This is a genomic window from uncultured Dialister sp., from assembly GCF_900541605.1.
Taxonomy (GTDB): Bacteria; Bacillota; Negativicutes; order Veillonellales; family Dialisteraceae; genus Dialister.
The window spans coordinates 1-4,811 of the sequence record NZ_UQKJ01000131.1; the positions used below are offsets into that span (position 1 = coordinate 1).

General features: G+C 56.6%; 2 protein-coding genes. Both read right to left on the bottom strand.

Translation table 11 applies throughout. The features are described from left to right. Positions 1-165 precede the first annotated feature (165 nt). Positions 166-3,276 (bottom strand): efflux RND transporter permease subunit, encoded by a 3,111-nt coding sequence (locus tag QZR21_RS07990; protein ID WP_296098346.1) that lies wholly within the window; start codon positions 3,274-3,276, stop codon positions 166-168. Then, positions 3,273-4,505 carry an efflux RND transporter periplasmic adaptor subunit gene (locus QZR21_RS07995; RefSeq protein ID WP_296098344.1) on the bottom strand — a complete coding sequence of 411 codons (1,233 nt, stop codon included), beginning with the start codon at positions 4,503-4,505 and terminating at the stop codon, positions 3,273-3,275. The genes QZR21_RS07990 and QZR21_RS07995 overlap by 4 nt, the downstream gene beginning before the upstream one ends. Positions 4,506-4,811 lie beyond the last annotated feature (306 nt).

Below are 4,811 nucleotides of genomic sequence, written 5' to 3' on the forward strand. Positions count from 1 at the left end.
GCCGCACCTTCCCCTTGGCCGAAGGCCATTCCCCTTGAGTCACCTCGCCGTCAGGCGTTACCCCTCGCCCGCAGGGCGTTCCCCTTCAGCCACTTTGACCCAGACCGTAGTCACGCCGATGAGAATCCAACCATCCAACAGCTCGTCAAACCGCAATAGTCCGTTTTACACTCCCACTTTCTTCCGTATCCACTGTACCATGGGGTGCTCTTCGAAGAAGAGGAAAATCATGGGGAGCACGAGGAGCGTGAACACCGTGGACGTGAGGAGGCCGCCGATGATGACCCAGGCCATGGAGCTTCTGGTTTCCGAGCCCGCCGTCACCGCCAGGGCTGTGGGGATCATACCTACGATCATGGTGAATGTGGTCATGAGAATCGGGCGGAGTCTCGTCTTTCCCGCTTCGATGACCGCTTCCTTCGGCTTCATGCCGTCCCGGTGCATGAGGGTAAGGGTATAGTCCAAAAGGAGGGTGCCGTTTTTCGCCACCACCCCATCCATGACGATGATGCCGATCATGGAATAGATATTGAGGCTGTCATTCATGAGAAACAGGAAGAACAGGGACCCGATAAGGCCGAAGGGCAGGGAGAACATGCGGATGAAGGAGGTCTTCACAGACTCATAGAGTACGGAAAGGATCATGTATACCAGCACCATGCCCATAAGGAGGGCCGCCAGAAGTTCCGTAAAGCTTTCATTCATGCTGTCCGCCTGGCCGGAGAACCGGAAGCTTACGGACTTCGGGAGCCCCGCCTGGTTCAGGTCATTGGTCACTTCACTGATGACCTGGCTCAAAGGCCAGCTCCCGGGATTGCCGCCAATGATGATGGACCGCTGCTTGTCGGTGCGGTTGATGGTGATAGGCCCCACGTCATCTTTAATAGTGGCCACGTCGGAAATATGGACGATACCGTTTTTCGTTTCCATAGGCACCGCTGCCAGGTCCGATTTCTTATAGCTTTCGCCGCCCCGGAAATAGACATTGATATCCGTGTCGTTTCCGTTGTTCTTTACATCGTTTGGCAGGACGCCGCCGCTGCTGCCACTGATGGCGGAAGACAGGGTGTCGTAGAGACTTCCCACGGTGACGCCGTAGAATTTCATTTTTTCCCGGTCCGGGATGATGGACAGTTCCGGCAGCCCTTCCTGGTAGGTGGAGCTTACGTCGGTGACGCCGTAATTCCCGTTTTTGATGAGGTCCTGGGCCATTTCAGACGCTTTGATAAGGTCCTCCATGTTATTGCCCCGAAGTTCGAGGCGGAAGGCGCCGCCCCCCTGGCCGAGACCGCCGCCGGACGTACCGGATACGGAGGCCTGGTCTTCCTTGATACGGACGTCGCCGTCTTTGATATTCTTCGCAATCCAGGCTCTCATTTCATCGGTGACAGCCCAGATGGAACGGCTCCGGTCCTGTCTGTTTTCCAGGGAAACCCGGATACGGCCGGAGTTCACGCCGTTGCCGCCGCCCACCATGGCCATGTAGTTCGTCACTTCCGGCACCTTCGAGAGATAGTCCTCCAGCTGGGAGGTTACCTTGTCCGTCCGTTCCACACTGGCATCTGTGGGCAGCTTGATCTGCACGTTAAAACCGCTTTCATCAGTCCTCGGCATGTATTCCCGGCCGATGATACCCAGGGGAATCATGGCAGTGAAAATGGCCAGGGACAGGGCCACGCCAGCGAAGAGTTTTTTCTTATTAGAAAAGCTCCAATGAAGGGCTTCCCCGTAGAACCGCTGCACCCCATCCTCTACCCGGTCCATGGCTGCGAATAGGCGGCTGTGGCTCTGGGGCAGGCCATTCCGGAAGAACCGGGACGCCAGCATAGGGGTCAGGGTAAAAGAGACAAAGAGGGAAAACAGAGAAGCAAAGACGATGGTCAGCCCGAACTGCCGGAAGAACTGGCCGGTCATACTGGTCATGAAGGCAATGGGCAGGTACACCACCATATCGCAGAGGGTGATAGCAATGGCGGCCATGCCGATTTCCATTCGCCCGTTCACCGCCGCCTCCACGGGATTTTCTCCCATGGCCAGGTGGCGGTGGATATTTTCCAGCACCACGATGGAGTCGTCCACCAGGATGCCGATACATAGGGTCATGCCCATGAGGGACATCATGTTGAAGGTGAAGCCCGCCATGTACATGGCAAAGAAAGAGGCAATAAGGGACGTAGGAATAGCAATCATGACTGCCGCCGCGGACCGCCAGCCCCGGAGGAAGAGGAACAGTACCAGTCCCGTGGTGAAGAGCCCTTCGATGAGGGTGCCCAGGGTATTGTGCAGGGCCGTCCGCACGTAGTCCGCGGAGTCATTGACCACGATGAACCGGTAGTCCGGATACTCTGCCCTGAGCTGGTCCAGCACCTGCATGACGTTGTCCGCCGTGGACACCAGGTTCGCATTGGAATTCTTGTAAATGGAAATACCGATACCGTCCTGTCCATTGATGCGGGCGTAGCGGGATACCTTCTTATCCTCCCGCACCACGTCACCCAGGGCCGTAATAGGTACCGACTCCCCATTGGCGGCGGTGAGATGGATCTGCTTGATATCGGCCACCGATGCATACTGGCCGTCCAGACGGATCTGGGTCTGCCTGCGGTCAGTGTAGGAAGAGCCGGAGGGGGCCAGCTTGTTTTCCCGCTTCAGGGCGGAAATGATGTCGTTCATGGAAATGCCGTAATAGGAGAGCCGGTCCCGATCTACCTTCACCGCGATTTCCTTATCCCTGCCGCCGGACAGTTCCACATCCAACACGCCATCGGCCTTTGTGAAATCATTGGTCAGCGTATTATCGGCGAGAGAATACATTTCATCCAAAGGATGCGAGGACACAAGGGCCAGATCGATAATAGGCGCCGCGTCCATATCCCGCTTTTCCACCACCGGGTCATCAGCGTCGTCGGGCAGGCTCTTCCGGATGGCATTTACCTTCTGGGACGCATCCACCGCCGCCGCATCCACGTCGGCATCGAAGTTCAGTTCCAGGGTCACCTGGGACCGGCCGGTCTTCGATTTCGACGTGATATGCTTCACGTTAGACACGGAAGAGAGCGCATCTTCCACGGGTTTCGTAATCTGCTGCTCCACGGACTCCGCATCGGCGCCGCTGTAGGAAACACTCACCACCACATAGGGCGTATTGATCTTCGGATAGAGCTCCACGCCGATCCGGTAATAGCTGTAAAGGCCCAATGTCACGAAGAAGAGTACAATCATGACGATGCCGATGGGATGGGTGACGGCATAGCGGGTCATATTGAACCGGTTCATAGGCCGCCCTCCTCAATGTCCACGGTCATGCCTTTTTTCAGTTTGGAAATATTGGTCACCGCCACCCGGTCTCCCGGAGCGATTCCCTTCAGGATTTCCACGGAATCATCGTTGTAAAGGCCGGTGGTGACTTCTACTTTTTTGACTTTATTGTCCCCGTCCACCAGAAAGGCGTACTTTTTGCCATTATTTTCAAGCACCCCTTCCTTGGGAAGAAACAGGGCATTTTTCCGTTCCACCGCCGTCACTTCACTCCGGCCGAAGAGGCCGCCCCGAAGGGCCCTGTCCACCGGAGAGAGGAGAATACGGACTTTGTAGGAATGGGAAGAAGCATCCAGGGCCGGGCTGATATAGATAATCGTTCCCTCCGCCGTTTCCCCCAGGGAATCGATGGACACCGGCACCTTCATGCCTTCCTGCAGCACCCCCACGTCCTGCTCCGCCACGGCGCAGTCCAGGTACAGGGCGCTGTTATCCACCACGGTGAGGAGCTTCTGCCCCGCGCTGGCCCATTCCCCCACTTCCGCATCCCGGTAGCCGATGGTACCGGAAACGGGGGATACCATGGTCATATCATTTCTCTGGGCCTCCAGGGAATCCGCCGTATACCTGGCCTTCTCCGCAGCCGCCTCTTTGCTGGCAATGACTGCCGGCACACCGCCTACGTCCTGTCCCGTGAGACTTTCCAGGGCCGACTTTGCCTCCATCATGGCCCGGTACTTGTCATCCCGTTCCTGCTTCGAAACGGCGCCTTCTCCGAAAAGGGTCTCGTACCGTTCATAGGTGGTGAGGGCATTGTCATAGTCGCTCTGGGCCTTCATGGTGCCGGCATCGTAGGAGGACCGGCTCTCCACGGCATCCGCCGAAGCCTGGTCACTGCCGGCGCGGCTGGCCGCCAGGGACAGGGACACGTCCTTCGTATCCTGGGAGAGGAGCACATCCCCCGCTTCCACATGGTCCCCCAGGTCCACATAGATTGCCGCAATGCGGCCGCCATACTTCGGAGAAATATCCACAGAAGCCTTCGGCACCGTCTCCCCGGACAGCACCACCCGCTTCATCATATCCTTCCGCTCCATGGTCTCCACGGTCACCCCCTGGCGGGAATTATACTTCCTGTCGGCCGTAGAATTCCGATGGGTATAGTAATAGATCCCTCCCAGCAGGAGAAGAATAATCAGAATCCAGAGAATCGTTTTCCCTTTTATAGAATGAACCCGCTGCCCCATATGAGAGTCCTCCATACATAAAGCACGTTCCTTTTACTGCTCATAATTTCCTTTATTATACACTGGAAATAGAGGCAATCGGAGCGGGGTAAAGAAAGATTTATGACTATTTAAGGAAAGTTAAAAAAGCGGCGGTTTCCGGATGACCCAGACTGCCAAATTGCGGTTTGACGAGCTGATGTGTTCGGCGCTGATGGATAGAGTCATTCGTGCGGGGGCTTCTAGCTGCTAGCTACTAGCTGCCAGGAAAGCTCTACAGCCTGCGGCGCTTCCAACAGCTAACCTCCGTCGCCTGACGGCGCCACC